The organism is Streptomyces radicis (genome assembly GCF_003626575.1).
Classification (GTDB): domain Bacteria; phylum Actinomycetota; class Actinomycetes; order Streptomycetales; family Streptomycetaceae; genus Streptomyces; species Streptomyces radicis.
The window spans coordinates 29192-55069 of record NZ_RBDY01000029.1; the positions used below are offsets into that span (position 1 = coordinate 29192).

Annotated in this window: 25 protein-coding genes; 15 read left to right on the forward strand and 10 right to left on the reverse strand. The window is 73.9% G+C overall.

Going from position 1 to position 25878, the window contains the following annotated elements; genetic code table 11:
• The 6 genes from D7318_RS26400 to D7318_RS26430 all read left to right on the forward strand — a co-directional run bounded on the left by D7318_RS26400 (position 1) and on the right by D7318_RS26430 (position 5864).
• Positions 1–906, forward strand: coding sequence for a cation diffusion facilitator family transporter (locus D7318_RS26400; RefSeq protein WP_120699721.1), 906 nt, complete (start codon positions 1–3; stop codon positions 904–906).
• 144 nt (positions 907–1050) lie between these two features.
• A complete protein-coding gene (locus D7318_RS26405; RefSeq protein WP_147437829.1) occupies positions 1051–1827 on the forward strand; it encodes a hypothetical protein in 777 nt (258 codons plus the stop codon).
• Between the two features lie 107 nt (positions 1828–1934).
• On the forward strand, positions 1935–2540 hold the full coding sequence (locus D7318_RS26415) for a sigma-70 family RNA polymerase sigma factor (protein WP_230424102.1): 606 nt from the start codon (positions 1935–1937) through the stop codon (positions 2538–2540).
• A gap of 247 nt (positions 2541–2787) precedes the next feature.
• On the forward strand, positions 2788–3534 hold the full coding sequence (locus D7318_RS26420) for a class I SAM-dependent methyltransferase (RefSeq protein WP_120699724.1): 747 nt from the start codon (positions 2788–2790) through the stop codon (positions 3532–3534).
• 60 nt (positions 3535–3594) lie between these two features.
• Entirely contained in the window at positions 3595–4644 is a 1050-nt protein-coding gene (locus tag D7318_RS26425; RefSeq protein WP_120699725.1) for a pyridoxal-phosphate dependent enzyme, read from the forward strand.
• Entirely contained in the window at positions 4641–5864 is a 1224-nt protein-coding gene (locus tag D7318_RS26430; RefSeq protein WP_120699726.1) for an ATP-grasp domain-containing protein, read from the forward strand. Before D7318_RS26425 ends, D7318_RS26430 begins: the two co-directional genes overlap by 4 nt.
• A gap of 177 nt (positions 5865–6041) precedes the next feature.
• Here the strand turns inward: D7318_RS26430 and D7318_RS34235 are convergent, their stop codons facing one another.
• From D7318_RS34235 to D7318_RS26455, 6 genes are read right to left on the reverse strand one after another with little or no spacing between them, the layout of a single operon-like run.
• Positions 6042–6263 carry a hypothetical protein gene (locus D7318_RS34235; protein ID WP_230424104.1) on the reverse strand — a complete coding sequence of 74 codons (222 nt, stop codon included), beginning with the start codon at positions 6261–6263 and terminating at the stop codon, positions 6042–6044.
• 27 nt (positions 6264–6290) lie between these two features.
• Positions 6291–7613: an ABC transporter substrate-binding protein gene (locus D7318_RS33045; protein WP_183091617.1), complete on the reverse strand. Its 1323-nt coding sequence runs from the start codon at positions 7611–7613 to the stop codon at positions 6291–6293.
• The gene (locus tag D7318_RS33050) at positions 7610–8596 is read right to left on the reverse strand and encodes a hypothetical protein (protein WP_183091618.1); all 987 of its coding nucleotides are present in this window, start codon (positions 8594–8596) and stop codon (positions 7610–7612) included. The genes D7318_RS33045 and D7318_RS33050 overlap by 4 nt, the downstream gene beginning before the upstream one ends.
• Positions 8593–10059 carry a VWA domain-containing protein gene (locus tag D7318_RS26445; RefSeq protein WP_183091619.1) on the reverse strand — a complete coding sequence of 489 codons (1467 nt, stop codon included), beginning with the start codon at positions 10057–10059 and terminating at the stop codon, positions 8593–8595. The genes D7318_RS33050 and D7318_RS26445 overlap by 4 nt, the downstream gene beginning before the upstream one ends.
• Positions 10060–10111: 52 nt before the next feature.
• A complete protein-coding gene (locus tag D7318_RS26450) occupies positions 10112–12451 on the reverse strand; it encodes a tetratricopeptide repeat protein (protein WP_120699728.1) in 2340 nt (779 codons plus the stop codon).
• A complete protein-coding gene (locus D7318_RS26455; protein ID WP_120699729.1) occupies positions 12448–14163 on the reverse strand; it encodes a S1 family peptidase in 1716 nt (571 codons plus the stop codon). Before D7318_RS26455 ends, D7318_RS26450 begins: the two co-directional genes overlap by 4 nt.
• Positions 14164–14288: 125 nt before the next feature.
• On the opposite strand from D7318_RS26455, the gene D7318_RS26460 reads away from it, so the two are divergent.
• Complete coding sequence (locus D7318_RS26460) at positions 14289–14603, forward strand: trypco2 family protein (RefSeq protein ID WP_120699765.1); 315 nt, start codon at positions 14289–14291, stop codon at positions 14601–14603.
• A 344-nt stretch (positions 14604–14947) separates the two neighbouring features.
• Here the strand turns inward: D7318_RS26460 and D7318_RS26465 are convergent, their stop codons facing one another.
• Both D7318_RS26465 and D7318_RS26470 read right to left on the reverse strand, forming a co-directional pair.
• Entirely contained in the window at positions 14948–15469 is a 522-nt protein-coding gene (locus D7318_RS26465) for a flavoprotein (protein ID WP_120699730.1), read from the reverse strand.
• Positions 15466–16668, reverse strand: a complete 1203-nt coding sequence (locus D7318_RS26470) for a helix-turn-helix domain-containing protein (protein ID WP_120699731.1) — start codon at positions 16666–16668, stop codon at positions 15466–15468. Before D7318_RS26470 ends, D7318_RS26465 begins: the two co-directional genes overlap by 4 nt.
• Before the next feature lie 97 nt (positions 16669–16765).
• Between D7318_RS26470 and D7318_RS32470 the strand changes: the two genes are divergently transcribed.
• The 4 genes from D7318_RS32470 to D7318_RS26485 all read left to right on the forward strand — a co-directional run bounded on the left by D7318_RS32470 (position 16766) and on the right by D7318_RS26485 (position 18107).
• Positions 16766–16948, forward strand: coding sequence for a hypothetical protein (locus D7318_RS32470; RefSeq protein ID WP_147437831.1), 183 nt, complete (start codon positions 16766–16768; stop codon positions 16946–16948).
• Positions 16945–17349 (forward strand): hypothetical protein, encoded by a 405-nt coding sequence (locus D7318_RS26475; RefSeq protein ID WP_147437832.1) that lies wholly within the window; start codon positions 16945–16947, stop codon positions 17347–17349. The genes D7318_RS32470 and D7318_RS26475 overlap by 4 nt, the downstream gene beginning before the upstream one ends.
• A gap of 147 nt (positions 17350–17496) precedes the next feature.
• Positions 17497–17829: a hypothetical protein gene (locus D7318_RS26480; protein WP_120699733.1), complete on the forward strand. Its 333-nt coding sequence runs from the start codon at positions 17497–17499 to the stop codon at positions 17827–17829.
• The gene (locus tag D7318_RS26485) at positions 17826–18107 is read left to right on the forward strand and encodes a hypothetical protein (RefSeq protein WP_147437833.1); all 282 of its coding nucleotides are present in this window, start codon (positions 17826–17828) and stop codon (positions 18105–18107) included. Before D7318_RS26480 ends, D7318_RS26485 begins: the two co-directional genes overlap by 4 nt.
• A gap of 130 nt (positions 18108–18237) precedes the next feature.
• Here the strand turns inward: D7318_RS26485 and D7318_RS26490 are convergent, their stop codons facing one another.
• Both D7318_RS26490 and D7318_RS26495 read right to left on the reverse strand, forming a co-directional pair.
• Positions 18238–19488, reverse strand: coding sequence for a vanadium-dependent haloperoxidase (locus D7318_RS26490; protein WP_230424107.1), 1251 nt, complete (start codon positions 19486–19488; stop codon positions 18238–18240).
• 217 nt (positions 19489–19705) lie between these two features.
• Positions 19706–20926, reverse strand: coding sequence for an ROK family protein (locus D7318_RS26495; protein WP_120699736.1), 1221 nt, complete (start codon positions 20924–20926; stop codon positions 19706–19708).
• A 136-nt stretch (positions 20927–21062) separates the two neighbouring features.
• Between D7318_RS26495 and D7318_RS26500 the strand changes: the two genes are divergently transcribed.
• From D7318_RS26500 to D7318_RS26515, 4 genes are read left to right on the forward strand one after another with little or no spacing between them, the layout of a single operon-like run.
• Entirely contained in the window at positions 21063–22568 is a 1506-nt protein-coding gene (locus tag D7318_RS26500) for a sugar ABC transporter ATP-binding protein (RefSeq protein WP_120699737.1), read from the forward strand.
• Positions 22565–23584, forward strand: a complete 1020-nt coding sequence (locus D7318_RS26505; protein WP_120699738.1) for an ABC transporter permease — start codon at positions 22565–22567, stop codon at positions 23582–23584. Before D7318_RS26500 ends, D7318_RS26505 begins: the two co-directional genes overlap by 4 nt.
• A complete protein-coding gene (locus D7318_RS26510; RefSeq protein ID WP_408055536.1) occupies positions 23581–24600 on the forward strand; it encodes an ABC transporter permease in 1020 nt (339 codons plus the stop codon). Before D7318_RS26505 ends, D7318_RS26510 begins: the two co-directional genes overlap by 4 nt.
• The gene (locus tag D7318_RS26515) at positions 24600–25877 is read left to right on the forward strand and encodes a substrate-binding domain-containing protein (protein ID WP_120699739.1); all 1278 of its coding nucleotides are present in this window, start codon (positions 24600–24602) and stop codon (positions 25875–25877) included. The genes D7318_RS26510 and D7318_RS26515 overlap by 1 nt, the downstream gene beginning before the upstream one ends.
• The last annotated feature ends 1 nt before the right edge of the window (position 25878 follow it).

Here is a 25878-nt window from a genome sequence, read left to right on the forward strand (position 1 = left end):
ATGGGTCATGGACACGATCACGGCCTGAGCTCCGCGACCGGCAGGCACCGCTGGCGCCTCACGGTGTCGTTCTTCCTCGTCGGCTCCTACTTCCTGGTGGAGCTGGCCTTCGCGCTGATCTCCGGCTCGCTGGCCCTGCTCTCGGACGCGGGCCACATGGCCGCCGACGTCGTCACCCTGGGCGCCGCGCTGGTCGCCACCCGCATCGCCACGCGCCCCGACGCCACGGGCCGCCGCACCTACGGCTCGTACCGCGCCGAGGTGTTCGCCTCGGCGCTCGCGGTGCTGATGATGTTCGTCGTCTCCGCCTACATCGTCATCGCGGCCATCGGGCGCGTGGGCACGGAGGCGGAGGTGGAGACCGGGCCCATGCTGGTGGTGGGCGCGATCGGCCTCGCGGTGAACGTCGTGGCGCTGCTGCTGCTGCGCGCGGGCGCCGCCGAGAGCCTCAACGTCAGGGGCGCCTACCTCGAGGTCGTCGCCGACACCGCGGGATCCGTCGGGGTCATCGTCGCCGGAGCGCTCGTCGCGGCCACCGGGTCGCCGCTGTGGGACACCGTGATCGCGCTGGCCATCGGCGCGTTCGTGGTGGTGCGCGCGGTGATGCTGGGCCGCCAGGTGCTCGCCGTGCTCGGGCAGCACGCCCCCGAGGGGATGAGCGCGGAGGCCGTGGCCGACGACCTGGCCGCGATCGATGGCGTGGCCGACGTGCACGACCTGCACCTGTGGACGTTGACCTCGGGCATGCCCGTCGCCACGGCGCACCTCGTCGCGACCGAACGCGCCGACCCGCACGCCGTCCTCGACGACGCGCGCGACATCCTGCGGCAGCGGCACGGGGTCGCCCACGCCACGCTCCAGGTCGAGCCCGCGAACCACAGGGGCTGCGACGAGCTGGACTGGTGACCTCGGGGGCGCACGCCCCATTCACTTGAGAAGTCGTCGGGAAGGGCGGGTGAGTTCCCGCCCTTCCCCCTTTCGTTTTCGCCCGAAGAAAGTCTCGTTCCGGATATCGTCAGCCTCTCCGCGCGATGCCACCATGGAGCCGTCATGGAAGCGGGCCGAGTGTTGCGAGGCGCGCGAGCGGCCGTCTTTTCGGCGCTCTGCGTGCTGCTCGCCGCTTCGGGTCACATGGCGATGTCGGGCGACGATCTGCCGGGGTGGGCGCTGGCGGCGGCGTTTGTCGCGGTCTGGGCCGGGGCGGTGGCCCTCGCCGGGCGGGAGCGGGGCGCGGTCGCGGTGACGGCGGCGACGTTGATCACCCAGGCGTTCCTGCACGGCCTGTTCTCGGTGCACGGCGGCGCCCCCGCCGCCCCCGCGCCCGACCCGATGGCGGGCTCGGCGGTGCACCGGATGGCGGGGCACGTGCTGTGCGAGCCCTCGACGGCCGACCCCCTGTCGTTCGGCGAGGCGCTGCGCGTGGTGACGGACGCGGGCCTGGCCTCGCACGTCGGGCACGTGCCCGGCGGCCCGCCCACGTGGGGCGGGACGGCCGCCGCGGCGCCGCACGCCATGCCGGGCGGATCGGTCGGCATGGCGGCCCTCCATGTGCTGGCCGGGCTGCTGAGCGCCGTCTGGCTCAGACACGGCGAACGCGCCGTCTTCCGGCTGCTGCGCTGGGCCGCGCTGCGGGTGCTCGTGCCGCTGCTGCGCGTGGCGTTCCCCCGCTGCCCCGCCCCTGCCCCGCGGGCGGCCGTGGGACGGGAGCGGCGCGGCGGGACGCCGAGGCAGCCGCTGCTCGCCCGGCGCGTCGGCTCGCGGGCGCCCCCGTCGCCTTTCGCTGTCCTCGTGACAGCGCGGTGCCACGGCCGGGTCGCGCCCGCCTGAACGAACTCGCTCTCCCCGCCCCCCGGCGGATCCCGGCGGTCCCGGCCTCCCCGTCATCGCGCCGCTCCCCCGTGCGCGGCGCGGTTTTCGCGAAAGGCGACAGGACCGTGACCTCATCACTCGCTGCCGTGTCATGCGGCGAGCAACCACCCCCGGACGACGCGACGTTGACCGCGTGGGCGCTGGCCGCGAGCGGCGGCGACCGACGGGCCGAGGAGTCGTTCGTCCGCGCGGTGCGCGGCGACCTCCAGCGCTATCTGACCCGGCTGAGCGGCGACGCGCAGGCCGCCGAGGACCTGGCGCAGGAGACGCTGCTGCGCGCGCTGCGCAGCCTCCCGGCCTTCGAGGGCCGCTCTTCGGCGCGCACCTGGCTGCTGGTCATCGCCCGCAGGGCGCTGATCGACAGCATCCGCTACGAGCGTTCACGCCCCCGGCTGGCCGAGACGGCCGACTGGATGTCCGCGGTGGAGAGCACGCGCCACGGGCACGTACCGGGGTTCGAGGAGTGGATCGCGCTCAACGAGTTGCTCGCGCGGCTGCCTCCCGACCGGGCGCTGGCGTTCTGGCGGACCCAGGTCCTCGGCATGCCGTACGCGGAGGCGGCCGAGGCGAGCGGCTGCCCCATCGGGACCGTGCGCTCCCGGGTGGCCAGGGCGAGACAGACGCTGATCTCCCTGCTGGCGACGGCCGAGAGCGAGGCGGGCGGCCCCTGAACGCCCGCCGCGGCGAAAGGGGGCGGCGGGCGGCCCTCCCCTTTCCCGGTCGCCGGAAAACGCAATGTGGTTCCCGCCGGGAGCCACATATGTGCCATGCAATTCCGGTGTTTTGCGGAATGGCGCCCGGGGCACGATGGAGATCGCCTCCGGCTCCTTCGCGCCCGGCGGAAACGCCCCCTTCATTCGCCCAGGAAAACGCAACGGATCCGAGTAAGGGACGACTCGATTCGAGGTGGTCACCGCAATGCGATGGTATGAGGACGAGAGCCTCTGGTCCGACTTCTCGTCGACGATGTTCCCGGCCCGTCGCCGGGATGAGGTGGCGCGGCTGGTCGACGCGTCGCCGCTGCTGGCGTTCGGCGCCGGTGCCCGCGTTCTCGACCTGGGCTGCGGCCCCGGCGTCCTCGCCGTCCCGCTGGCCCGCCGCGGCGACGCCGTGACGGGTGTGGACCTCAGCGCCGCGATGCTCGAGGGCGCGCGGAAGGCGCTCGCCGACGCGGGGGCCGAGGCGGAGCTGGTCAGGGCGGACATGCTGGAGTTCGTCAGGCCCGAGGCGTTCGACGTGGTGCTCAACGTCTTCACGTCGTTCGGGTACTTCGACGACCACGGGGACAACGTGCGCGTGCTGCGCAACGCCCATGACTCGCTCGTCCCCGGCGGGCGGCTGCTCATCGACGTCATGGGCAAGGAGGTGCTCGCGGGCTGGATCGGCCGCCCGCAGGTCGTCGATCTCGACGACGGCTATGTCATCCAGCGCGACACCGTCCTCGACAGCTGGCGGCGGCTGCGCACCGACTGGACCCTGGTGCGCGGCGGGACCGCGCGCGAGGCGTCGATCCACTGCTGGCTGTACAGCGCGGCCGAGCTGTGCGCCCTGTTCGAGGAGGCGGGGTTCACCGCCGTCGAGTGCTTCGGCGGCTTCGACGCCTCCCCCTACGGCCAGACCTCCCGGCGGCTCATCGTCAGGGGCACCCGCCCGCACCCCGGCTGACGCCGCCCACCCCGTTCCGCTCGTTCCGCTCGCTTCGCGCCCCCACCGAAGGAACCCGCCGTGACGCCACCCCCGCCCGCCGCCCCGGGCCCGCCGCCCGTGCACGAGCACATCACGGACGCCATCAAGGCGCCCGACCTGGTGCGCCTCGGGCCAAGCAGCGTGCTGGCCCGCTTCGAGACGCTCAAGGTCTACGCCGCGCTCGGCGCCGTGCGCGCCCTGCTCGACCGGGGCACGATCCGCCCGGGGCAGACGTTGGTCGACAGCTCGAGCGGCATCTACGCGCTGGCCCTCGCCATGGCCTGCCACCGCTACGGCCTGCGCTGCCACATCGTCGCCTCGACCACCGTGGACGCCACGATGCGCGTGCAGTTGGAGGTGCTCGGCGCCACCGTGGACCAGATGCCGCCGTCCCAGGACCTCCGCCTCGACCAGGAGCGGCGCGTGCGGCGCGTGCGCGAACTCGTCGGCGAGCGGCCCGACATGCACTGGATGCGGCAGTACCACGACGCCGTCCACTACGCGGGCTACGAGGAGTTCGCCGACCTGGTAGCGGCCGCGCTGCCCGTGCGCGAGCTGACCGTGATCGGCGCGGTCGGCACCGGGTCGTCAACGGGCGGCCTGGTGCTGCCACTTCGGCGACGTGGCGTCGAGGTGCGGCTCGTGGGGATCCAGCCGTTCGGCAGCGTGACGTTCGGCAGCGAACGCTTCAGCGACCCCGAGGCGATCATCGCGGGCATCGGCAGCTCGATACCGTTCGGCAACGTCCGCCACCGGCTCTACGACGCCCTGCACTGGATCGACTTCAGGCACGCGATGGCCGGGGCCGTGGGCCTGCTGCGCGACCACGCCGTCTTCGCCGGGCTCTCCACGGGCGCGGCGTATCTCGCCAGCCGGTGGGAGACCGCCCGCAACGCCGACCGCACATGCCTCGTCATCGGCCCCGACACGGGCCACCGTTACACCGAACGCGCCTTCGCCCGCCATCGCGAGGCGCCGGACCCGCGCTCCCTGAAGCCCCACCAGATCACGTGTCTCGCCGACCTCACGCCCCCCTGGTCGGTGACCGAGTGGGGCCGCAGGGCGTACCCCGAGGAGCCCACCCCATGACCGTCGCCGCGCTCGAACTGCTCTCCTTCGGCCTCGCCCGCATCGTCAGGGCCGCCGATGACGCCGGGCACCGGCTGTGCCTGCTGACCCAGGACCGGGCCGTGTACCGGCACGAGCTCGACCAACTGCCCGAAGGCGCCCTCGACATCGTGGACATCGACACCCTGGACCCGGCCGCGTGCGCCGCCGCCCTGGGCACGATGCCCGATCTTGGCGGGCTCATCAACTCCACCGACACCTTCGGCGTGGCCGGGGCCGACATCGCCGCCGAGCTCGGCCTGCCGGGGCCCGACCCGGCGGCGGTCCGGCTGGTGCGCGACAAGCTGCGGGTCAGACAAGCGCTGCACGCCAAGGGCCTCAGCCGCCTGGTGGCCCACGCCGTGGCGCCCTCGCCCGCGAGCGCCGCCGAGGTGCTCGCCACGGTCGGGCTGCCCGCGGTGCTCAAGGACACCTCGGGAACGTCGTCGCGCGGGGTGTGGCTCGTACGGGACGAACGCGCCCTGCGCGCCGCCCTCGACGCCGCGTCGCGCACCCCGCTCAAGGGGCGGCTGCTGGCCGAGCCGCTGGTGGCTGGCCCGGTCTACAGCGCGGAGACGCTGAGCTGGGAGGGCGGGACGCGGCTGCTCGGGGTGACGAGCCGCCAGATGTCGCCCGAGCCCGCGGGGCGCGAGGAGGTCGCGTCGTTCCCGGTCGCGCTGCCGGACGCGGAGGCGGCCCGCGTCGCCGCCTGGGTGGGCGATCTGCTCGCGGCGGTGGGCCACGAGGGCTTCGGACACGTGGAGTTCGTCCTGACCGCCGAAGGGCCCGAGCTTGTCGAGATCAACCGCAGGATCGGCGGCGCCATGGTCGGCGAGGCGCTGTGCCGACGGCTCGGCACCAACGTCTACGACGCCCTGATCGACACGGCGCTCGGCCGCCGCCCCGCGCTGCTCGACGGGGACGCGGCGCCGGGCTCAGGGCCCGGGCCCGCGACCGCGTTCGCCCTCGTCTACCCGGAGCGGCCCGGGCGGTTGACCGGCTGGAGCGGGCTCGACGCGCTGGCGACCTTCCCCGGCTCGCCCGAGTGGTACCCGACGGCGGCGCCGGGGGACCTGGTGGAGCACCTGACCGACCAGCGGGGCTGCACCGGGATCGTGCTCGCCGAGGGCGCCACGGCCGAACTCGCCCTGCACCGGGCGCTGAGCGCGGCGGGGAGCGTTCGCCCGCTGCTGGCGGGGTGAAACGGCCCGCGGCGCTCCGCGGGTGTGCGCGTCAGGGCCCGCGCTCCGGCCCGGTCACCGGTGGACATGGGCGTGGACTGCCTCGGCCCGAAGTCGCGGAGGCCGCGAACCAGGTCCCGGCCACGGACCAGCTGGCGAACGCCGGAATAACGTCCGCCGGACGCCCCACGTCCCTGCTCACCGGGGACTCCTCGCGGCGGCCCTCATGTCCTCGCATGCCTCGCGGAGGTGTCGGGCCTCGGGGAGCGTGCGGTGCTCGGCCCCTTCGACGACCTCGAGGGCGCGCCAGTGGTTCGAGGGGACGAGGCGGCGCGCATAGGCCGCGCCCACCTGCCCGCCAGGGCAGGGCCCCTCGGCGGTCAGGCGGACACCGGTCCTGGCGTGGAGGGCGTCCACCATCCGCGCGGCGCGTGGGCGCCGCCCCCCTCAGTCCGTCTCGCCGCACACCGACGGGATCGCTCGGTCCGGGGTGGCCGTGGTGGCGCGGATCGTCTCCAGCTCGTCGAGGATCGCCGGGAGCGTGCTCTGGTCCGCGAGGAACGTCAGCACCGCCTGGTGGAACGCGTCGCGCAGCGCCGGGGGCATGACGTCGGACGCGTCGAGGCACAGCGGCTCGGGCGGGTCGGCGAGCGTGGCGGCGAGCGCGTCGTGCACCTCGTCCGCGTCCGGCACGGACGCGTCCGTGTCCGACGCGGCGAACAGCGGCGGGGGCAGCTTGCCCGACGCCACGGCGTTGCGGTCGGACACGGCCTCGGACCAGACCCGTTGGGTCTCGGGCGCGGCCAGCCACGCCATCAGCTCCTCGGCCTCGTCGGTCTCGCGGAACATCGCGGCGTAGTCGGCGCCCGCCTGCCAGCCCCGCTGACGCCCCTCCGTGCCGGGGAAGAGCTGCGCGGAGGGCGCGAACGCCGCTTCGAGGTCGCCGTAGTTGCCGCGCGCGTGCGAGCCCTGGTGGTCGAGCTGGCACACGGGCCCCTTGTGCAGCCCGGCTGAGGCGTTGCCGTAGTCCCTGGTCAGGGACTGGACGCCGCGGGTGGCGCCGCCCGCGCCGACCAGCTCGCCGAACGTCCGCCACGCCGTCTCCACCGCGTCGCCGTTCCACGCGGTGCTCGGGTCGTCCTCGCCGCGGGCCCAGCCCTCGTAGACCTCGGGGCCCGCCTGCTGGAGCAGCACGTCCTCGACCCAGTCGGTGCCGGGCCAGCCCGATGTGGCGTCGGAGCCCATGCCGAGGCACCACGAGCCGCCGTCCTCGAGCAGCCGCGGGAAGTCGGCGGGGCCGTGGGCCTCGGCGTCGTACCAGACCAGGCTCTTGAGGTCGACCTTGACGGGGAACCAGTAGGCGGCGGTCCTGGTGTCGCGCCCCCTGCGGACCTCGTTGACCCAGGGCGCGCCGTAGACCTCGCCGAGGGACCCGCCGTCGAGCGCGAAGTCCAGGGCCGTCAGCTCTCCACGTTGGGCGAACTCCGTCAACTCCCCGACGCTCGGCACGATCGCGACATCCGGGGGAACGCCCGCGTCGACCTCGGAGAGCAGCACCTCGCGCAGCGCGGTGGTGCCCTGGTAGTCCACCTCGATGCCCGTCTCCTCGGTGAACTCGGCCAGCACGCGCTCGAAGAGCTCGCCCTCGCCCCTGGTCCACGAGGCGAGCACGGTGACGCCGCGCTCGGCGGGGAAGACCAGGCGGACGGCGAAGCCCGCGAGCACGGCCAGGGCCACGAGCACGGCGCCCACCAGCAGTCCGCGCCTCATCGCGCCCTGAACCTGTACTCGTCGAAGCGCGGCCAGAGACCCCGCGCCATCTGGCCCGCGAGCAGCAGGCCGAGGACGGGGACCAGGCCGGCCAGGCCCTCCCATGCGTCCGTTCCGCTCATCGCGTCGTCCACCTCTCTCGCGGTGTTCTGCACGGAGTCCGAGACGTCCTCGGCGGGCCCGCGCCGCTGCGTGTCCGCGTCGCCCGTGACGGGGACCCAGGGGCTGACCAGGTTCTCGCGCAGCGAGTGCCCCGCGGCGTCGAGGGCGCTCTGGGTCTCGGCGGTGACGTGGACCGCGCCGCCGAGCGCGATCAGCAGGGTCGCGGTGGCGCCCAGCAGGCCGAGGTTGTAGCGGCGCCTGAAGCGGCGGCGCAGCAAGACCTGTGTCTCGATCAGCACGAGCAGCAGGGCCGCGGCGCTCAGCAGCGTGGCGCCCCAGGCGAGTTGGGCGCCGCGGTCGAACGAGACCTGGCCGTCCAGGACGTCGTACTGCTGGTCCTGGAGGCTGTCGAGGCGGTCGAGGATGCCGTCGAGGTCGCGGCTGAGCGTGCCCTCGGCGTACCACAGGTAGCCGTCGCGCAGGGCCGCGTCGGTGCGATGGCGGTCCGCCTGTTCGAGGAAGCCGGAGTAGGAGACGATCAGGCCCGTGACGGTCTCCAGGGCGCGCAGCCCCGGCTCGCCGCCCACGGCGGCCCCTGCGGCGCGGGCGAGGCTCTGGTTGGCGACCGCGATCTGCACGCGGTAGCCGCCGCCCGTGCTGACCAGCTCGCCCGTGCCCGAGTCCCGGACGGCGTCGAACGACTGGAGGAGGGCGTTCTGCGCCGCCGTCACGTCGAGGATCGCGGGCGCCGTCCGCTCGCGCACGGGCGCGGCCTGGCTGTGGACGCCGGTGTAGGCGGTGAACAGCGAGGCCATGGTGGCCACCGTGAGGATCAGCAGGGCCAGGGCGCGCAGCACCAGCGCGCGGCGCGTCGTGCTCATCCGCGCTCCGTGTCGGGTGGCCCGGCCTGGCGGGTCTGGCACAGGCCGCAGAACGGGGTGCCAGGGGGGAACTCGGCCGAGCAGCCTTCCTTGCGGCAGGACACGTGGTCGAGCGCCGGGTCCACCGGGACGGCCCGCTCGGGCGCGGGTCGCGGGCCGACCTCGGCGGACACGGAGACATGGCCGAACATCAGCAGCCGCCCGAGCCTGCGCCCGTCGAAGTGCTGCTTGATGACGACCTCGCCCGCCGCCGGGTCGTGGATGTCGACGATCTCGGCCACCTCGGCGAGGACTTCGGCGTGCCCGAGCTGGTGGGCGAGGCGGACCGTGGTGCCAAGGGCCGAGAGCAGGGCCGATTCGTCGCTCGCCTGATACGCGTCGTGCGCCGCGTTGGCGGCCAGGGTGAGGTCTTCGTGGAGCGAGAAGTGCTTGCTGACGTGGGACATCTCGGTGGGCGGCCCGCTGCCGGGGCGCCAGCGGACCAGCACGGGCTCGGGCGCGGGGTCGGGAACGCGGTCGCTCCCCGAGGCGACGTCGACCCACGCCAGCTGCATCTCCTCGTCGAGCGGGACGTCCTCGGGGTCGGCGGTCAGGCACAGGTGGTACTGGCGCACCTCGTCGCCCGCCCAGGGGTGGGTGGCGAACTCCACGGCGCGCTCGTCGACAGGGACGCCCTCGGCGGTGAGGTCCCGACGGGTGGGGTGCACCTGCCGCAGGAACCGCAGCCCGATGCCGCGGGTCAGCGAGACACGCAGCGTCAGCGCGGGGAGGGTGCGGGCCATGGAGGTGCGGATGGAGCGCTCGAACTCGGCCTCGAGGTCGGACTCGCGCAGCACGGCGCTCGCCGTGCCGTTGAGGCGCCCGGCGACGCGGATCAGCTCCTCGCTGTTCCAGCCGGTCCCTATGCCCCGCGCGTCGCAGACGAACTCCCCTTCACACAGGGCGAGTTCGTCGTCGAGCAGCTCGGGGTCCACCACGTTGTGGCCATCGGTGAGCAGGACGGCGTGCTTGACCTCGGCGGCGCTGGCGGCCAGCAGCTCGCGGGTCAGCCTGAGCCAGGAGCCGATCGCGGTGCCCCCCTCGGCGAACAGGTGGCCGATCCTGGCCTTCGCCCTGGCGCGCGAGTCGTGGTCGGCGACCTCGAGGCGCTCGGCGTGGCGCGGAAACGCCATGCGCGCCTGGTGCGTTCCCCGCACCACGGCGAACTCGGTGCCGTCCCGCAGGGCGTCGACGGCGGCGCCCGCGGCCCGTTGGGCGGCCTCGAGCTTGGTGGGAGGCGAGCCCATCGACCCCGAGCAGTCGACGATGATCACCTCGGCGGCCCTGGGTGCGCCGCCGAGCGCGGCCGGGTCGACGCCGCTCGTGCGGACCTCGATGAAGGCGTGCATGCCCGCGCCGGCGTTGCCGACGGCCAGGTCGATCTCCTGGCTGATCGTCAGGGCGACGGTGGGGTCAGGTGTCATGGGCGTGCTCCTTCGCATCGCCTCTCGGCCGTGCGACCGCGTCCCGGCGGCCTCACAGCAGCGTCAACGGGCGGACATGGTTGGCGTGGTCGATCAGGGCGGCGTGCTCGTCGGCGGTGGCCGCGCGGCGGGCGAGCCCGGTGAACGACTCCTCGAGCAGCTCGCGCAGCCGCCGCTCCGTGGTGGGGCTGCCGTAGAGCGGCCCCGTGGCCAGCCCTGGCGAGGGCCAGCCCCGGCTCGCCGCCCAGTGGAGGGCCGCCTCGCGTATCTCGGCGGTCAGCCGCAGGCGTTCGTCCCCCTCGGTCCAGCCGCCGTCGAGCGCGAGTCTGGGCAGGCGGTGCTGTGCCTCGGTGAAGTCGCCCGCGGTGGGCGGCTGTCCTGGGAGCCTGCCCACCAGGAGCCGAACGGCGGCGGTCCGCGCCGCCGCGTGGTGCGGGGCGTGCGAGGGCACCTGGTCGAGCACGGCGCGCGCCGCGGCGCGTTCGCCGCGCGCCAGCCGGATCCTGGCCAGCCCGAACGCCGCGGAGCCGTCGGCGTGGTCGCGGCGCCACACGGCGCGGTAGAACGCCTCGGCGCGGTCGAGGTCGCCGCCGCTCTCGGCGCAGTAGCCAAGGGCGAGCAGGGGCGCGGTCTCGCCCGGCAGGGCCTGGCGCACGGCGTCGAAGCACTCCACGGCGGAGCGTGGGCGGGACTGGGCGAGGCCGAGGGCGGGGGCCAGGACGCGGTGCACCTCGGCGTTCCCCGCGGGGGCGTTGCCCAGGGCGAGCAGCAGCCGCCCGTGGTACCAGGCGATGCGCCAGTCGCCGTGTGCCACGCCCTGGGACAGCTCGCGGCAGGCGCGCACCAGGGCGGCGCGGGCCGGGGCCGTCTCGCCGATGGCAAGCGACGTGTCGCAGTCCAGGAGCTCGCGCGCGGCCTTGGGGTGGTCGGGGTGCGGCACGGGCGCGGGCAGCGCCGCGGCGACCCGACCTGGCGGCGGGCGGCCCGGGTCGAGGGCGGGCGGCTCGTGTCCTGGCGGGCGCAGCCAGTGCCGCGGCGGGGGCGGCGAGGCCAGGCCGCTGTCGAGGAGGTCGGCGCCCGGGGCGAACAGGGTGGAGCGCGCGGCCTGCTGCTCCCCGTACTCCGCGCGCAACTGGCGCCAGACGCCGCGTAGTTGCTCGAACATCTCCGCCGCGGTGGCGAAGCGCGCGGCGTGGTGGGGCGCGGTGGCGCGCCGGATGACCAGGTCGAACGACTCCTTGGCGACGCCATCGGGGACCACCGAGGCCCTGGCCAGCTCCTCCAGGGTGGTCGCGACGGTGTAGAGGTCGGTCAGCCGGGAGAACCTGGGGATGCCGCGCCGCCGCTCCTGGCGGGGCGAGGGCGCGCCGTTGGCGCCGCGCCGCGGCCTGGTGGGCGCGGTGTCGGGCCCCGGCTCGTCGGGGTAGAGCTCGACGCGCGGCAGGTAGTGGTCGGTGTGCACGGCGGGCGAGACGTCGTCGTCCATGCGGCGGACCGCGCCCAGGTCGATGATGGTGATCTGGTCGCCGTGGTGGATGACGTTGGACGGCTTCATGTCGCAGTAGAGCAGGCCGTGTTGGTGCAGATACTCCAGGGCGTTGAGGATGCGGCAGCCGTAGACCGCGACGTGTTCGAGGCGGAGCGGGCCGCCCAGGATGTCCTCCTGCCGGTCCCTGGTCCCAAGGGCGCTCAGGGGGCGGCCGTTGATGAACTCCATGACGATGTAGCCGGTGCTGCCCGCCGTCACGAAGTTCCTGATGCGGACGATGTGGTCGTGCTGGAGCGCGGTGAGGAAGCGGCGCTCGGCGGTGGCGACGCTCAGGGCGGTGGCGTCGTTGTTGTTGATGAGGCCCTTGAGCGCGACATAGGAGCCGTCGAGGTTGTGGTCGCGGGCCAGATAGATCCAGCCGAGGCCGCCCTGGGCGACGCAACCGACCACCTCGTACTGGTCGTTGAGCCGGTCGCCCGGGTGCAGCTGCGGCGAGAAGTCGAACGGGTGGCCACAGCGCGGGCAGAACCCCCTGGAGGTGGCGGGCTGGTTGCCGAACGCGACGCCCACCAGCTGCGAGCAGCCCTCCCAGCCGCAGCGGCGGCCCTGCCTCGACGCCCTGGGGTCCTTGATGACAAAGGCCGAGGGGTCGGGCACGGACACGGGCGGCAGCGACATCTCGCCGTCGCCCGTCGTGGAGGACGGCGGCGTGGGCGGCGGTGGCTCGGCCTCGCTGCCGCCGCCCGTCGGCACGGTGACCGGGTCGGAGCCGAACGAGCCCCCCGAGCCGCCGGGGTCCTCGGGGGCGGGGCCCGCGGCTCCCGCGGGGCGGCGGCCGCACGTGTCGCAGTACCCGGTGGGCGCGAGCGTTCCGCCGCAGCCGGGGCGGGCGCAGGCCTTCATCGCGTCCCCTTCCGCTGAAGGGCCTCCAGGTAGCGCCCGACCGCGACCCGCGCCTCGGGAACGTCGCAGGGCCCGCGCCACAGCAGGTCGCGGGCCTCGATGTAGCGGTCGGACAGGTCGAGGGCCCACCGGCTGGGGGCGGGGCTGTCGGGCCCTCCTGGCGCCCCGCGCACCCCGGCGTGCGCGGCCAGGAGCAGCCCGCGCAGGTCGTCGCGCTCGGCGCTGAGGTCATCGAGGTCGTCGACCGCCCGGTCGAGCAGGGCCCTGGCCCTGGCGAGGTCGGCGAGGAGCGCCGCCGAGCTCTCGGGCGTCCAGGCCGAACGCGCCCCCTGGTCGCCCGTGCGCAGCGCGGCCACGGTCCGCTCGGCACGCACGACGACGGCGAAGGTGCCCGCCGCCTCGCGCACGGACCTGGCGGCGGGCTCCTCGTTGTCCTTCACCCGGCGCAGCCGCTCGGGAAGACCCCGGCGCGCGAGGTCGGCACACGCGGTCAACTCCCGTGCCACCGCGCCGAATCGGAAGTGGAAGTCGAGGCACGCCACGATCGTGTCGCGCGCGGCGGGGTCGTCGCCGTGGAAGACGAGGAGCATGCGGCTGCCCCGCTCGGCGAGCACCCCGAGCAGCGCGACGAGATCGGCCGGGTCGGCCGCGCGGTCGACGCCGTGCACGGCGATGGTGAGCGGCAGCGGCCGCCTACGCAGCCCGTCCTCCGGCGTCTCCCCGGGCCCTGACCTGACGCCGACGCGGTCGGCTATGCGCTCGGCGACGGCGGCTCTGGTCTTGCGGGTGGCGTCGACGGCCAGGTCGAGGGAGCCGACGGGCGGGATGGTGCCGGGCGGGAGGTCGGTCAGCCGCTCTGCCCTGTGCCTGGCGGGCATGCTGCGGGTGGCGACGGAGATGGCGCGCCGCAGTGGCTGTGTGCGGGTGTGGTCGTACGGGGCGACCCTGACCGCCTGGACGGGGGCGGAGCCGACGTCGCCCAGCCACCGGGCGAGGACCTGGGCGAGGCCGACGTCCTCGTCCTCGGAGCGGTGGACGCCCTCGGAGAGCAGGCCGCGGTCGGCGGCGGAGTCGCCGCGGACATAGGGGTCGAGCTGGGGGAGGTACTGGATCATCGTGTCGACCGGGATCATGAACGAGGCGCCCAACTCCTCGTCCTTGACGCGGCTGGCGACCATCCCGATGACGCGGCCGGTCTCGCGGTCGACGACCGCTCCCCCGCTGAACCCCGCCACGACGACGGCGCCGTGCTGGTCGGGGTGGACCTGGACACGACCGTCGCCGCCCGGCGGGCCGCCGAGGTGGCCCTCGAGCTCGAAGCCGCGCTCCACATGGTCGGGGAAGCCGTGCAGCCTGACCCTGCGGTGCCTCGTGGGGGCCAGCCGGTGCAGCACGGTGGCCCACTCGGCGGGCAGCGGGCGCTCGAGACGTAACAGCGCGAGGTCGCCGATGCGGCCCCAGTACGCGTCGCCGTCCAGGCGCGGGATCCAGCCGTCGTCCGTGACCGTCGCGGGGACCGACTCGATCCGGCCGTATCCGCGCGCGGCCTCGACCCGCACCCGCACCTCGGGGTCGCCCAGCAGATGGGCGCACGTCAACACATGATGTGAATCGAGCAGCAGACCCGCCCCGAGCACCGGTCTCAGCGGCTCACCGGACTCCCCGGACTCACGGATGCGGACCAGCCAACGCTCCGTCGACTCGCCCCCCATGCCGTCACAGCATACTCGTGGGATGTCACACCGCGTAGACTCCCGTAGCCACGGGCGGGGTCGGAACGGTCGAATGGCCGGATGACAACGGCCCCGCGAGAGGGTCCCGGGGGTCTGAAGTGAACGTGGCGGGCGAGGGTTTCGTCGGGTTGTCCGAGGTGATCGGGCAGGTGCGGCGGGAGTTGGCGCAGGCGTGGCAGGAAGGCGAGGGCCAGGCCGTGCGGTTCGGGGTGGAGCGGGTGAGTCTGGAATTCGCCGTGCAGGTGCACCGCGCGGGCGATGGAAGGGCCGGACTGCGCATCGGGGTGCTGACGGCGGACGTGGGCGGCGGGGTCTCGCGGGACGCCACCCACCGGATCCAGGTGGAGCTGCTGCCGCATCGCGAGGGGAGCCGCGAGATGCTCGACGTCAGCAACCCCCGTGGCCACGGCCTGGATTGAGGCTCCCGCCGGGTGGCCGCGGGCCTGCCGCACGGCTTCGCCGTGCGGCGGGGCGTCGGGCATCGTCAGCGGGTATGGCCGTTGCGCTCGGCCGCGCGGTCGTCCATGGCTCAGGGGGTGGCCCGCCCAGCGACGTCGCCCGGCAGGACGCGTGCTCCCCGCGCGGGCGGGGGAGTGATCCGCTGGTACAGCGGTGGACGATGGCCACATGGTGTCCGTACTCGTCGGAGACGCAGCCGAGCCCCCGGCGCTGGATGCGGCGGGGGCTCGGCACTGCCCAGCTCAGGCACGCCGCCGCGCTTCGGCGATGGTGGCGGCGATAACCAGGAAGGCGTGGGCGTTCGTCATGCGCGCAGTGCGGCGAGCCCGGCCGACCAGGCGAACGCATGGGCGTCGCCCCGCTTCGGCGCGTGCGGCTCGCCGGGCGCGAACACCACGCGCACGCCCTGTTCCCGCAGCGTTTCCACGGCGCGGTCGACCGCGGGCTGGGCGCCGAGGGCGGTGGACCAGAACGGCATCGCGACCACGGGCACGCCGAGGTGCACGCCCTCGGCGGGGAGCCCGATGGCCAGCGTGTCGGTGATCCCCGCGGCCCACTTGCAGGCGCTGGTCGTGGTGAGCGGCGCCACGAGCATCGCCGAGGCCCTCGGCAACGCGTCGCGCTCGCCCGGCAGCTTGTACTCGGAACGCACCGGGCGCCCCGTCAGCTCCTCCAGCTCCGCGCGCCGCTCGGCCCACCAGCGCGCGGCCGACGGCGAGAGAACGACGCACACGTCCCACCCGGCGGCCCGCGCCTGCCGGACGCCCTGGTCGATGTGGCGCGCGGGTCCGGCCGCGCAGGCGATGAGGTACAGCACCGTGGTCATGCGCGGAGTCCACAGCGCTCGGCCAGCGAGCGCAACTCCAGGGAGGGGGACGGTACGAGCAGCAGGAGATCCTGCACCACGGCCACCACGGCCGGGCGGCGTACTTCCTCGGGGGCCAGGTGTTCGGCCTCGACGAGGGCAGCGGTAGCTTCGTCGCGCTGACGTGTCAAGGCCAAAGCGCGTGCGGTGGTGACGAGGTGACGGGCGCGGCGTTCCCGGCCGAGACACGCGAGGGCGGTGGGTGTGACGCGGCGACCGGCCTCGACCGCTGCCCAGGCATCGTCCAGGCGCAGCAGAACGTCGACTTCGTGCAGCCGCACGTTGGTGGTGCCGAAGCTGGTGAAGTCCGCGCCGTCCCCGCCTTGCTGCTCGGCAACTTCGGCCGCTGCGCCGAGGCGGTCGTTCGCGGTGGAGACGGCGGCGGGGCTGCGTCCGCTGCCTGTGGCGCCGATGGCCGCCACGAGGTACAGCATGCCGAGGGTGGACAGGCCGGGAGTGCCGCCCTGTTCGAGGTCGGAACGCAATGAGTCGGCCTGGGCGGTGGCGTACTCGGTGGCAGCGCTGTGCCGCTTCTGGTGGATCAGGCCGCGCGCTACGCGCCGGGCCGAGGCGCCGATGGCCACCGGATCGCCGGAGGCTTCAGCAGCGGCCAGCGCACGGTCGGCGGCCAGCACTCCGGGTGTGCACGAGGTGGAGCTGTACTTGAAGAGGAGGCTGGCCGCGAGTTGGTAGGCGCGCGACAGCAGCACGGCGCCCTCGCTGCTGTCGGCGGCTGCACGGTGGGCGTCGGCGAGCAGTCCGGGCAGGTCGCGCGCCGTGGCGATGTAGTGGCAGGACACCCAGGCGTGGCAGCAGAAGTCGAGCCGTTTCCGCAGTGCAGGCAGGGGCGTGGGCTCACCGGTCGGCGCGGGGGCGGGGAGGCGGTGCAGCGCGTCGGCGAGGGCGACGACCTCGGCGGGCAGAGATGCCTGCGCCGGGGCGGGGGTTGGATCGGTCACGAGTTGTTCCAGGGGGATGCGTAGTACGTCGGCCGCCCGCTGGAGCAGGGACAGCCGTGGGTCGGATTGCCGGTGGCCGCCTTCCAGGTCCTGGACCCAGCGCCGGGATTGACCCATGAGGCGCCCGAAATCTCCTTGTGTGAGACCTCGGTGCTCGCGCCAGTAGGCGATGCGGCGGCCGACTCTGTGCTCAGTGTCCATGTGTCCCCCGGGGACGAGGCACGCACTTCGCGTGCTCACGATCAGTTATAGCGGCTCTACGTTCCGGTTGGCACCGAAACCCACGGGAGAGCCGACCATGACGAGAACCCCCCTCACGCCCCCGCCCGAGCCCGCGCCGCCGCCGTTGTCCGATGACGAGCCGATGACGGTGATCGTCGGGCGGGACTGCCCGCCCGCGGTGCCGCTTGCTCTGTGTCTGGGCTGCCCGGAGCGGGTGCGCGACCGCGCCGCCCACGTGGGTTCGGGCGGTGGGTCGTGAGCGAACGCTGTGCGTCGTGCGGGACGACGATGCCGCCGTTGACCGTGGTGGCGGTGCACCATGCCGGGTCGGGCGGCGGGTGGACGCATCGCGCGTGCGCGCGCTGCCTGACCCGCGAGCGGCTGATCCCGCTCACCTTCCACCCGCTGCGCCACAACGGGTCACGGCTGACGTACCCGGAGATCGTTCCCGGTGAACTGGTCGCCACGCTCGCGCCGTTGGGCGAGTCACCCGCGCTCGCAGCCCCGATCGCGCGGCTGCTGGCGGCCGTGGCCCGCACGAAAGACCGCACGCTCAACGCCGACCAGCGGCACGCCGCCCACGACGCCGCCCGCGCCACCGTGGCGCGGCTGCGGGAGGCCGCCCGACGGGCGAGCCGCGCCGTCCGGGAGCCACGGTGAACGGCGCGATCGAACGCGACCGCCCCGTTCCACCTGACCGAGCAGCCGCACCACCACCACGTTTGGGAGCCTGTCATCTTCTGGCCGTTCCTCTTCCGGCCCCCGTCCCACCGGCACGACGGGCACCCGCCGAAGCGACATGCGGCGATGTCCGCGACGGATGTGCGACGCGTCGAGGTGACCCCGAGAACGATCCTCACCGGTGACGTTCTCACCATCGGCGAGCGCCACTTCAAGGTCATCACCCGCACCCCCGTCCACGGCGGGATCAAGCTGCGGCTCACCTCGGGCCACCTGTTCGTCATGCCCCACCGCACCACCCTCACCGTCTGGCGCGCCGACCCACCCGGCTTACGCCCTCGCTCCTTCTGGGAGACAGCCCTCCGCCAACCCCCGCCGTCCCGGGCGGAGATCGTCGCGCAAGTCGTCGTCGGCTGCGCCCTCGTCATCGTCATCGCCCTGGCGGTCATCGCACGATGAACCCCACCGGGATGGTCGCGATCGAGATCACCGCCGCCACGATCAAGATCGGCGACCAACTGGTCGTCGGAGGACAGCCCTACACCGTCTGCGACATGAGCGCGCTCGCCAGCGGCGGCAAACTGCTCCACTTCGCGGGGGGCGAGTCGTTCCACATGGGCTGCTTCACCGTCCTGTGGGCCAGCCGCCACATCTCCCAACTCCCCGGCTTCATCACACCCCGCGCGAGACGCTACGAGGGAACGCGCCACCAGCGCACCACACGCGAGCGGAGGTAAACGACTCCCGACCCATCCGACGACGCAGGGTGTCCGGGATCGTCAGCGGACAGCCGGTGCGCTCGGCCGCGCGGTCCTCAGGAAGGGAGGTGTGCCGTGCGCTCCGGGATCGGTGCGCTCACCTCCACGATCAGGAGAGCAGCGCGTTCGCGTGGCGAAGGGTGTGCTCGGCCACGGTGAGCCCGAGCTCGACCCCGGCTTCGTCGGCGCTCCTGGTGTGGATGCCTGACCACACGCGGGCGTCGACGTTCTCGTCGCTAAGTGTGGACCAGCGGGTGTAGGTGCGGGTGACGCCGGGCGCGGTCGGGCTCGTCAGCTCGAACGGCGCGGTCGTCGGGCCTGTCAACGCCGTCAGCACGCCCTCGGCCGCGCCCGAGTAAGTGCCGTGCCCGCTGGGGTGGTCGGGGTGGGCCGGGGTGTTGTGCAGCGGTGTCCACTCGGTGTCGCCGCCCGCGCGCAGCGCGGTGACCGGACGCCAGCGCAGATGGGCGTACTTGCTGTCGGACGTGGCGATCTGCGTGTCGACGAGGGCGACATGGAAGAGCGCGACCAGGGCGGTCCGTTCGGCGAGCGGCGCGTCGAGGCGTTCGAGTGCCGTGCGCAGCGGGGTGGTGTAGAGGGTGGCCGACGAGCCGTACCAGAAGGCGGCGGTCTCGGTCTGGAGGTCCGTGCGGACCGTGGAGTCGGCGGCTCCGAGGTCCCGCACCTCGGCAAGGTCCGCCTCGTACGCGGGCGAGCCGAGCGCGGGCGGCGCGGGCAGCCGGTACTGGTCGCCGCTCGCCAGCAGGAACGGGCGGGCGAAGCGCGTCCCCGCCTGGGTCGGGCTCGCGTGGCCGGGCGGGGTGGGCTGCCACACGCCGGGCGCGGGCTCGGGGACGGGAAAGGCGACGTTCACCGACGCGGGGTCGAGGCCGTCGCCCTCCCGCTCGGCCAGCAGCGCCTCGGCCTCCGCGCGGCCCGCGGCGAGCCCGGCGTCCTCGGCGCGCCCGTCGGGCGTGCGGTCGAGGGTGAGGGCGAGCGCCGCGTCCAACTCGGCGGCGCGGCCCGGCGCGAGGGCGCTGAGCGTGTGGTGAACGGCCCCGGCGAGCGCGGCGTTCTGGAAGGGGGCGCGGTCGCGGCCGCGCGGCGCGGAGTCGACGGCGCGGGTGGCGGCGACCCAACCGATCGCCCAGGTACGGCTGTTGGTGACCTGGGTGGGGGCACCTGAGGCGACGAGCGTGTCGTTGGTGACCTCGAACCACTCGAGCGCGGTGTCGACCGCGCCGTTGGCGTCGGCCGTCCTCGCGGTGGGGGTGGCGCTCGCGGTGGGGGTGGCGGTGACGGCCAGCGCGGTCGCCGCCGCGACGGCGGCGGTGGCGAGCAGGCGTGCGGGTGACCTCAACGGAGGCTCCTGACAGGAGAGTCGAAAGCCGGACGCGCGCCATCCTCGCACCGCGCTGTGGCACCGACATGACGGTGTGTGACCACCGGATGTCCCATCGGGCCGGGGCTCGGGCGGCGCGCGCGGGACGCGTTTCAGCCGAACGGGGGAGGCGTGAACCGCCGCTCCGCCATGGCCGGTAGACACGACCGGCCGCTCAGGTGCCCCGGTCGACCGTTCACATGGCGCGGCCGACGACCATGTCGACGCGGGCCGGGGAGAGCACATGGTCGGTGGCGAGCAGCGCCGCGCCCAGGGCGGCGGCGCTGCCCCGGGTGCGGCTGGGCTCGATCAGCAGGTGCTGGGTGGCCAACGGGTGGGAGCGCTCGTAGACGGCCTCCCTGACCCCGGCGATGAGCTGGTCGCGGACCGCGGAGAGGGCGCCGCCGAGGACCACGGCCTCGGGGTTGAAGAAGTTGATGAGCCCCGACAGCACGTCGCCCACGCAGCGGCCCGCCTCGCGCACCATGCGGACGGCCTCGTGGTTCCCCGAGCGGACCAGGGCGGCGACGTCGCTGCCCGAGGTGGCGGGCGTTCCGGAGCCGGTGAGCCTGCGGGCCAGCGCGGCGCCCCCGGCGACGGCCTCGAGGCAGCCGATGTTGCCGCAGCGGCATGGCGTGGTGTCGACGCCCACCCTGATGTGCCCGATGTCGCCCGCCGAGCCCTGCGCGCCCCTGTGGAGGCGGCCGTCGGCGATGAGGCCGCAGCCGATGCCGGTGCCGACCTTGACGAAGAGCAGGTGGCCGATGTGCGGGAAGACGAGGCGCTGTTCGGCCATGGCCATCATGTTGACGTCGTTGTCCACCAGGGCGTTGACGCCGAAGCGGTCGGCGAAGAAGCGCGGGATGGGGTACTGGTGCCAGCCCGGCATGATCGGCGGGTCCACCAGGCGCCCGGTGCGCGCCTCGACGGGGCCGGGGGCGCCCACGCCGATGGCGCGCAGCGACGAGGCGGGGCGGCCCGCCTCCTTCAGCAGCTCCGCGAGGGTGCGGGCGGCGTGGTCGAGCACCGCGTCGGGCCCCTCGGTGATGAGCAACGGGTCTTCCCTGGTGGCCAGTTCCTCGCCGCCGATGTCCAGCAGGGAGACCCGGCAGTGGGTGGCGCCGAGGCCGACGCCCGCGACGAGGTGGTCGCGGGTGCGCAGCGAGAGCCGTCGTGGCAGCCGCCCCCCGGCCGACTCCTTCTCCGCGCGCTCGTCGAGGAATCCGTGGGCGATCAGGGCCTCGACGCGCTGGGAGACGGTGGAGCGCGCCAGTCCTGTGAGCCGGGCGACATCGGCGCGGGTCTCGGCGGCGCCGCCGGTGACGAGGGCCAGGATGTGGCCCGGCGAGCCGAGCGACGCGGCGGTGGGGACCGGGGCGGGGGCCGTGGGGCCGTGTGGCGTCAGTGGTGAGGACATGACACCTCCAGGGGACACACTTTGGCCTCTCAGAGGCGAAAGCTGCTTGACGGTGGACGGAAGTTGGAAACTTTTCTGCGTTATTACCCGCGCATGACGCCTTGACAGTCCCTACTTCCGCCTCGACATTGCCCCCATGCTGACGATGCGGGACATGACAAAAAGCTTCCTCGGCAACCGGGTCCTCCACAACGTCACCCTCGACCTCGTCCCCGGCGAGGTCCACGCCGTCGTCGGCGAGAACGGCGCGGGCAAGTCCACGCTCATGAAGCTGCTCTCGGGGGAGCACACGCCCGACGGGGGCAGGATCGAACTCGACGGCGAGGTCAGGACGTTCGCGCATCCCGCGCAGGCCCAGGCGGCGGGCATCGGCGTCATCCACCAGGAGCTCGCGCTCCTCCCCGACCGCACCGTCGCGGAGAACGTTCTCCTCGGGCGCGAGCCCACCCGTTTCGGCCTCGTGGACCGGGCCGCCATGGAGCGCCGCACCGCCGAGCTGCTCGACGACCTCGGCGCGGTGGGCATCGGCCCTGGCACGCCGGTGCGCGACCTGTCCGTCGCGCGGCAGCAGATGGTCGAGGTGGCCAAGGCGCTGGCCGCCGACGTGCGGATCCTGGTGATGGACGAGCCGACGGCCGCGCTGGCCGAGCACGAGGTGGCGGCGCTGTGCGACCTGGTGCGGCGGCTTTCGGCCCGGGGCCTCGGCATCCTCTACATCTCGCACCGGCTGCGCGAGGTCTTCGCGCTCGCGCGGCGGATCACCGTGCTCAAGGACGGTCGCGCGGTCACCACGGTGGCGACCGACGACACCACGATGGACGCCGTCGTGCGCGCGATGGTCGGCCGCGAGCTGACGTCGTACTACCCGCCGAGGGCCGCGCGGGCGCGGGTCGGGGACCCGGTGCTGACCGTGGAGGACGCCGGGAACGAACGGCTCGCGCGGATATCGTTATCGCTCCGCCCCGGCGAGATCCTGGGCGTCGGGGGCCTCCAGGGCTCGGGCCGCAGCTCCCTCGCGCGGGCGCTGTTCGGCGCCGCGCCGTTCACCACGGGGACGATGACCGTGGCCGGGCGCCCGCTGCGCCCCCGGCGCCCCCGGCAGGCGATCGGCGCGGGGATCGCGCTGGTGAGCGAGGACCGCAAGGGCGAGGGTCTCGCGCTGCGCCAGTCGGTCCGGGACAACGCGCTGCTGGTCACGCGGGCCGTTCCGGGGCGTCAAAGGCCGCCGGGCGACGGGGCGTTGGCCGAGCTGCTCGCCAGGGTCAGGCTCGCGGGCGCCGGGCACGGCGCGGGCCGCGAGGTGCGGTTCCTCTCGGGGGGCAACCAGCAGAAGGTCGTCATCGCCAAGTGGCTGGCGGCGCGGCCGATGGTGCTGCTGTTCGACGAGCCCACGCGGGGCGTCGACGTGGGCGCCAAGGCCGCGATCCACACCCTGGTCAGGGAGTTGGCGGGCGAGGGGCTCGCCGTTCTGCTGATCTCGTCCGAGCTGCCCGAGCTGATCGGCATGAGCGACCGCCTCCTGGTGATGGCCGAGGGGCACCTCGCCGGTGAGCTGCCGGCGGGCGCCTCGGAGGAGGACATCATGCGCCTCGCCACCACCGACAGGACCGCGCTCGCCAGGAAGGGCGGTGAACGCCGATGACGGCCGGATCCCCAGCCGCGTCGTCCACCGGGAGGCTCGCCGCCCGGCTGGCTTGGCGGCTTTCCGACCCGGCCGTCGGGGTGTGGCTCGCGGCGCTCGGCGTGACGCTGCTCGGCTGGATCGTGGTGAACGCGCGGGGCGGCGACTTCCTGACGCAGCCGAACGTCACGATCATCCTCCAGAACTGCGTGGCCCTCGGCCTGATCGCGCTCGGCCAGACCATGGTGATCCTCACCGGCTCGCTCGACCTCTCCGTGGCCTACCTCGTCAGCCTCGGCACGCTCGTGGCGGCCGAGACGATGGACGGCCGGGAGGGGAACATCGCGTGGGCCGTGCTCGTCGTGCTGCTGCTCGCGGGCGCGGTCGGTCTTGCCAACGGGCTGATCGTGACGGGGCTCAGGGTGAACGCGTTCATCGCCACCCTGGGCACCGCGCTGATCCTGCGCGGCTGGATCGAGGACACCTACACGGGACCCGCGGGGTCGGTGCCGGGGACGTTCCGGCGCCTCGGCTACGACCGGATCGGCCCCCTGCCCGTCTCGGTGTTCCTGCTGGCCGCGGTGGCCGTGGCGCTGTGGCTCATCTGCCGCAGGACGCGCCTGGGCCACCACATGTACGCCACCGGGGGCGACGAGCACGCCGCGCGCCTCTCGGGCGTGCGCACGCACAGGACCGTGATCCTCGCGCATGTGCTGTGCTCGCTGTGCGTGGGCGCGGCGGCGCTCTTCCTGGCCGCGCGCTTCGGCACGGGGTCGCCGTGGGCGGGCACCGAGGCCCGCTACGACCTGGAGTCGATCGCCGCGGTCGTACTGGGCGGGACGCTGCTCGCCGGGGGCAGGGGCGGGGTGGTCGGCACGCTGGGCGGGGTGGTCGTCCTGGCCGTGCTGGACAGCGTGTTCAACCAGCTGTCGGTCGACCCGTTCTTCAAGAACGTGCTGCGCGGCGTGGTGATCATCGCCGCCGTGGCCGTCTGGACCCGGCGCAGGCGGCGCGGCGCCCCGAGGAGGACCGCGTGACGACCGAGACCCCCACCACCCCGAAAGCCCCGGGACGGCCCGCGCGGATCGCCGCCCTGCTCGGCGGCGGCGCGCCGGTCTATGCGCTGCTCGCGGCCCTGCTGGTGGCGCTCGCCGTCACCGACCCGGGGTTCTACGAGCCCGACCGGCTGCTCGCGTTCATCCGCAGGGCCGCGCCGCTCGTGCTGCTCGCGGCGGGGCAGTATCTGGTCATCGTCTGCGGGCAGTTCGACCTCTCGGTGGGCGCGATCGTCACCGCGGGGGTCGTCGTGGCCGCCGAGCTGTACAGCGAGTTCCCCGGGGCGCACTGGCTGGTCGTGTGCGCCGTGCTGCTGGGCGCGGGCGCGCTGGTCGGGCTGGTCAACGGGCTGATCACCACCGGGCTCGGCGTGCCGTCGTTCATCACCACCCTGGGCATGATGCTGATCCTGGAGGGCGGCGTCTTCTTCTGGACCGGTGGCTCGCCCCAGGGCTATCTGCCCGACGACTTCAGGGCGATCGGCCGCGACGACGTCTTCGGCGGGCTCCCCTGGGCCGTGCTGGTGTGCGCCGTGGTGGGCGCGGGGGCGGTGGCCCTGATGCGCTCGGGCTTCGGCCGCACCCTGATCGCCACGGGCGACAGCGAACGCGCCGCCGCGCTCTCGGGCGTGCGCGTGCACCGCGTGCGCACGGTCGCGTTCGTCCTCTCGGGCGCCGCCGCCGCGCTGGCCGCCGTCCTGGTGGGCGGCTTCTCCGGCGTCTCGGCCCAGGCGGGCTCGGGTCTCGAGTTCGAGGCCATCACCGCGGTCGTGCTCGGCGGGGTGCTGCTCGGCGGCGGGCGCGGCTCGGTCGTCGCGGCGATGGCCGGGGCGTTCTCGCTGACCGCGCTGTTCACCCTCCTCAACCTCCAGGGCGTCTCGGGCGCGCTGGAGTCGACCGTTCAGGGCGCCATCGTCATCGCCGCCGTCGGGCTCGGAGCCGCCGATTGGTCCCGACTGCGCCGCCGTTCCCCTTCCCGTGGAGGTCCCCCCTCGTGATGCGACGAACCAGTGTGGTGAAACGGACGAGCTCGGTGAAACCAACGATCGCCGTGAAATCAACGAGCCCGGCGAAACGGACCGGGTCCGTGCTCGGCGCGGTCCTGCTCGCGGCCTCGCTGCTGGTGTCCTGCTCGAGCGACGCGCCGCCCGACGGGAGCCCCTCGGCCCCCGCCGGGTCGGGCGCGCCCGACGATGACGCCGGGCGTGAGGCGGAGTTCTTCGCCCAGGAGGAGTACGACCAGCAGCTCTCGCTCATGGGCCGGAGCCCCGAGGGCCCCGAGGGCAGGCCGTGGGAGCAGATGCTGATCCCTGAGATGATCCCCACCGAGGAATACGCGCTTCCCGAGGCCGAGGCCGCGGACATCCACCTGTGCTTCTCCAACGCCGGGGTCTTCAACCCCTGGCGGCAGGTGGGCATGACCACCATGGAGGAGGAGGTCGCGCAGCACGAGGAGATCACCGAGTTCACGGTGATCGACGCGGAGGGCCAGGACGACAAGCAGATCTCCGACATCCAGGAGCTCGCGGGCCAGGACTGCGACGCGCTGATCGTCTCCCCCAACACGACGGCCACGCTGACCCCGGCCGTCGAGGAGGCGTGCGGCAGGGTGCCGGTCATCGTCTTCGACCGGGGCGTGAACACCGACTGCCCCGTCACGTTCATCCACCCCATCGGCGGCTACGCCTACGGCGCGGCGGCCGCGGACTTCCTGGTGGACGAGGTCGATCCTGGCGGCAAGATCCTGGCGCTGCGGATCTCGCCTGGCGTCGACGTGCTCGAGAACCGCTGGTCCGCCGCCGAGCTGGCCTTCGAGGAGAGCGAACTCGAGGTCGTGGACGTGGAGTTCACCGATGGCGACCCGGCCACCGCCAAGTCGGTGGTGACCGACGCGATCCAGCGGCACGGCGGCATCGACGGGGTGTGGATGGACTCGGGGGCCACGTCGGTCGCGGCCATCGAGGCGTTCGAGGACGCGGGCGAGGAGGTGCCGCCCATCACCGGCGAGGACCAGCAGGACTTCCTCCAGGCGTGGAGCGAACGCGACCTCACCGCGCTCGCCCCCACCTATCCGACGTTCCAGTGGCGCACCCCGGTCATCGCGGCCCTGCGCGTCCTGGCGGGCGAGGAGGTGCCCGAGGAGTGGCGCCTGCCGCAGCCGACCATCACCGAGGACGACCTGGAGTCCTATGTGCGCGCCGACATGCCGCCGCTGCACTACGCGATGTGCGGCTGCGAGGACATGCCGGGCTATCCGCAGGCGTGGGGCGGCTGAC